Here is a 4,348-nt window from a genome sequence, read left to right as displayed (position 1 = left end):
AAAAAATGATGGTAGACAACGCTTTATCGGTGTCATTTGTTGGTTCTGTCGAAACGGTCAAACCAAAACTGGCAGAATTTATCGCAAAGTATCAACCAGATGAGCTGATTGTCACTGCCAACGTTTACGATCAAGCAGCGCGTCTGCGTTCACTTGAACTTACATCTGAGTTAAACTTGTTTACTTTACAATAACCTGCGCCGCTTGCATAATTATTGATAAACCTTAAGGAGATTATGGTCATGGAACCTTCTGCCTTTATCGGCTCATCAATATTTTTATATATCGTCGCTTTTATTGTGGTCTTGATTATTGGCGGTTATTTGACGTATCGTGTTAGTCCTAAACGCAAACATCGCCGCGTGAATAAGCATGATAAAGACAATATGAGATAACGACAATAAATGTTAAAAGTCCCCTTTTCCAATTTGAAAAGGGGACTTTTTTATAACGACTGTTTTTATTTTTATTAAAAGCCAAAGCATTTCTCATATACCTAACATTATTATCGGTGCTATATCCACCCTAATCCGCGTAATATCGCCGCGCCAATCGCCATACCAAACATTGCCACCACGGTGGTAAATGCTAAAATATTGGCCGCCAGTATATCATTACCGCCCATGGCTTTCGCCATCACATAACTGGCTGCCGCCGTCGGTGACGCCACCATCAAAAACAGCACGCCCATATGCACGCCTGATAAGCCAAAACCCAATCCGACTGCAATAGCGATTATAGGCGCAATCACAATACGTCCAATACTGGCTTGCATGGATAAACCTGACGGATGCAACATCGACTTTAAATCGATACTTGCACCCGCGCAAATCAGCGCCAATGGCAATGCCACCGCTGCCAATAAGTCACCAGTCGTATGAATAACCCCGCTAATAGGCGGCAGCGGCAGGGCTTTATAAGCAAAAGCTGCGACCAAGGCGATAATTAACGGATTGGTAAACAGTTTTTTGACAATCATTATGCTGCGACTGATCCACGTATCGTCCGCGCTTTTAGACACCCGGCTTAAGGTAATGACCGCTAAGATATTAAATAATATCGTCACCACCCCCATATAGACGGCACCAATACTTAAACCCTGTTCTCCGTAAGCATTGGCAACGGTTGCCAGACCGATAATCGCCATATTACTGCGAAAGATACCTTGTACAAACACCCCTTGGTCGGCAGGCTTATCTACAAAAGCCTTGGCATAAATCTCTGCGCCTATAAACAAAATAAAGGTCACAACAATACCAGCAATGATTAAAGTCATTTGTTTGGCATAATCGACCTCACTATCAACCACGCTAAAAAACAGTAAGCACGGCAAACAATAATTAAAGACAAAGCTGGAAGCTTGATCGATAAAAGCTTGGCTTGCCTCGCCGCGCCTTTGCATAAAAAAACCCAACCACATCAAAACAAGGTTGGGCAATACAATAGTGATAGCAAAAATAATAGCAGCGGTCATAAATAAGCTCAGGTTATGAATATATCCAAAGCTATATTGTTAAATAAACAGCAATGGTGAGTAGAGGTTTTAAAATGGGTTGGCTCAGATAACGGAAAGCTATTTTATTATAGAATATATAACGCCGCTATTGCTGCTTTGAATACGAGGGCGTATTCTCAATTCAATCGATGTATATCTAAATGAGCTAAAAATGGTTAAAATTTTAAAATGAAAACACGCCCTAATCAGACTTTTTCACCCACTTGCCGTCCGAGTTTTTCTCATAACTGTTTTCGACAGCGGCCCATGCGGTAGCAAACCAGCGTGATTCATCGTCATATTGTTTACTGGCGCTATTGAATGCGGCCAAAAAGATTTCTTGCGCATGCTTTGGCAGATTATCTTTTACCGAATCGGGTAATTCAGACAATTTATCGTAAGGCATAGCTTTTCTCCTTGTTATTCACTTTTAATTATTTTTAAAGCTTTCTATTTTTTAAACCAGCACGTCTTAAATTATCAAGTTTTACATCGGCAAACTGTTTTGAAATTGTTAAGGTATTTGCCATAAAAAAGCCCGTAACGCTTTGTCATTACGGGCTTCTTTTATAACCATAGGTTAAAGCTTCAAGATTTGCTAAACCGTTATTACGAGTTTAACGCCGCTTGGGCTTTCTTTTGTTTTTTGACGGTCATCGCTAATAGCTGAATGGCGGCAGGCGTGACCCCGCTGATGCGTCCCGCTTGGGCAAGCGTGGCAGGACGAATCTGCGCTAGCTTTTGCACAATCTCATTGGACAATCCTGACACCACACTATAATCAAAATCCATTGGCAAGGCAGTATTTTCCAAACGCTTCATCTGATCGATATCTTCTTGCTGACGGTCAATGTAGCCGGCGTATTTAACAGAAATCTCAATCTGCTCACCGACTTGGCTATCAACCTCTGAACCAGTAATCGCCGCGATATCAGTAAAATGTATTTGCGGACGTTTTAACAAATCATACGCAGTCGATTCTTTAGACAGTACCTCACCTGTCTGCGCCGTGACTTGCTGACCTAAAGCATTAGCAGGGGTTGCCCAAATGTCTTTGAGGCGCGAGGTTTCGGTAGCAATGGCTTCCATTTTTTCTTGATAAGCTTGCCAGCGTACGTCATCTACCAAGCCCAGCTTGCGACCCGTCTCAGTCAAACGCTGATCAGCATTGTCTTCACGCAACAGCAAACGGTATTCAGCGCGGCTGGTAAACATACGATATGGCTCAGTGGTACCATGCGTAATCAAATCATCGACCAATACGCCAAGATAGGCTTCATCACGGCGCGGCGTCCAAATATCAAATTCACTGTTTTCACAGGTGACCAATGCCGCATTGGTGCCAGCTAATAAACCTTGTACGCCCGCTTCTTCGTAACCGGTCGTACCATTGATTTGACCGGCAAAGTACAAACGATCGATTGATTTGGTCTCAAGCGTTGGTTTTAGGTTTTGCGGATCAAAATAATCATATTCAATCGCATAGCCTGGACGGGTGATGTGTGCGTTCTCTAAGCCTTTCATACTATGAATAAAGTCTAATTGCACATCAAACGGCAAGCTGGTTGAGATACCGTTTGGATATAGCTCATGTGTGGTCAAACCTTCGGGCTCAATAAAGATTTGATGACTGTCTTTATCGGCAAAACGGTGAATCTTGTCTTCAATTGATGGACAATAACGTGGACCTACGCCTTCGATTTTGCCTGAGAACATCGGTGAGCGGTCTAGGTTTTCACGGATAATGTCATGGGTACGCGCATTGGTATGGGTGATATAACAATTAACCTGTTCAGGATGCATGGACACATCGCCCATGTAGCTCATCACTGGCAGCGGTGTATCGCCCGGCTGTACCGTCATCACACTAAAGTCAACGCTACGCGCATCAATACGCGCTGGCGTCCCGGTCTTCAAGCGACCAACGGGCAATTTCAATTCACGTAAACGGTCAGCAAGCTTGATAGAAGGCTGATCGCCTGCGCGTCCGCCTTTTGAATTTTCCAAACCGATATGAATGACACCGCCTAAAAAAGTACCTGAAGTCAGCACCACAGTTTGGGTGTTAAAAATAATCCCCGTTGCCGTCACAACAGCGGTCGCGCGACCATTTTCGACTAAGATATCATCTGCCGCTTGTTGGAATATATCCAAATTTGGCTGATTCTCAAGCGTATGACGAATAGCGGCTTTATAAAGGATGCGATCCGCTTGCGCACGCGTGGCACGCACGGCAGCACCTTTACGACTATTAAGCACTCGAAACTGGATGCCAGATTTGTCAGTCGCCAGTGCCATCGCACCGCCAAGCGCATCAATCTCACGCACCAAATGCGACTTACCAATACCACCAATCGCAGGGTTACAGCTCATCTGCCCTAGCGTCTCGATGTTATGCGTCAAGAGTAACGTTTGCGCACCCATACGTGCGGCCGCCAAAGCTGCTTCTGTGCCAGCATGACCGCCGCCGATCACTACCACGTCGTAATTTTTTGGGTATTGCATGTATGCCTCACTTGACTCTCGACGCAACCGTGAGCCAGAGGCTATCGCTGCATAGCATGGCTGCCGGTCAATAAGCGTCAGTCGAATTTAAAAAAGAGATAACGACTCAGATGAGCCATTAAAGATAGGTAAAATAGCCGGTAATTATAACAATTTTTTACCGTTTAAAAAACGTTATACGAAAAACTATTTAAATTAACTGCTATTGCCATTAATCATAAAGGTGCATCAATAAAAGCTTGATAAACCTCGAATGGATTTATTTACCAGGACTGAGAGGTACAATACGGTCAGCCTGCCCACTTGCCAGCATATGGTGGCTGCCGTAAGCTTCTGGGTTAATCTGCA

4 protein-coding genes and 1 pseudogene are annotated in these 4,348 nt (G+C 44.0%); 2 read left to right on the top strand and 3 right to left on the bottom strand.

Annotated elements, in window-relative coordinates; genetic code table 11:
- Both V7D75_RS12470 and V7D75_RS12465 read left to right on the top strand, forming a co-directional pair.
- Window positions 1-194, top strand: a pseudogene (locus tag V7D75_RS12470) (alkane 1-monooxygenase); the annotation flags it as partial.
- A 48-nt stretch (window positions 195-242) separates the two neighbouring features.
- A complete protein-coding gene (locus V7D75_RS12465; protein WP_156508559.1) occupies window positions 243-395 on the top strand; it encodes a hypothetical protein in 153 nt (50 codons plus the stop codon).
- A gap of 119 nt (window positions 396-514) precedes the next feature.
- Here V7D75_RS12465 and V7D75_RS12460 read toward each other — a convergent pair whose 3' ends face one another.
- From V7D75_RS12460 to mnmG, 3 genes are all read right to left on the bottom strand, one after another.
- Window positions 515-1,474 (bottom strand): AEC family transporter, encoded by a 960-nt coding sequence (locus V7D75_RS12460; RefSeq protein ID WP_333614810.1) that lies wholly within the window; start codon window positions 1,472-1,474, stop codon window positions 515-517.
- 223 nt (window positions 1,475-1,697) lie between these two features.
- Window positions 1,698-1,901: a ChaB family protein gene (locus V7D75_RS12455; RefSeq protein ID WP_068408683.1), complete on the bottom strand. Its 204-nt coding sequence runs from the start codon at window positions 1,899-1,901 to the stop codon at window positions 1,698-1,700.
- Between the two features lie 203 nt (window positions 1,902-2,104).
- A complete protein-coding gene (mnmG, locus tag V7D75_RS12450; RefSeq protein WP_201541414.1) occupies window positions 2,105-4,000 on the bottom strand; it encodes a tRNA uridine-5-carboxymethylaminomethyl(34) synthesis enzyme MnmG in 1,896 nt (631 codons plus the stop codon).
- Between the last annotated feature and the right edge of the window lie 348 nt (window positions 4,001-4,348).

This window comes from Psychrobacter sp. (genome assembly GCF_036731945.1).
Taxonomy (GTDB): Bacteria; Pseudomonadota; Gammaproteobacteria; order Pseudomonadales; family Moraxellaceae; genus Psychrobacter.
This window is presented reverse-complemented; position numbering and strand designations above follow the sequence as displayed.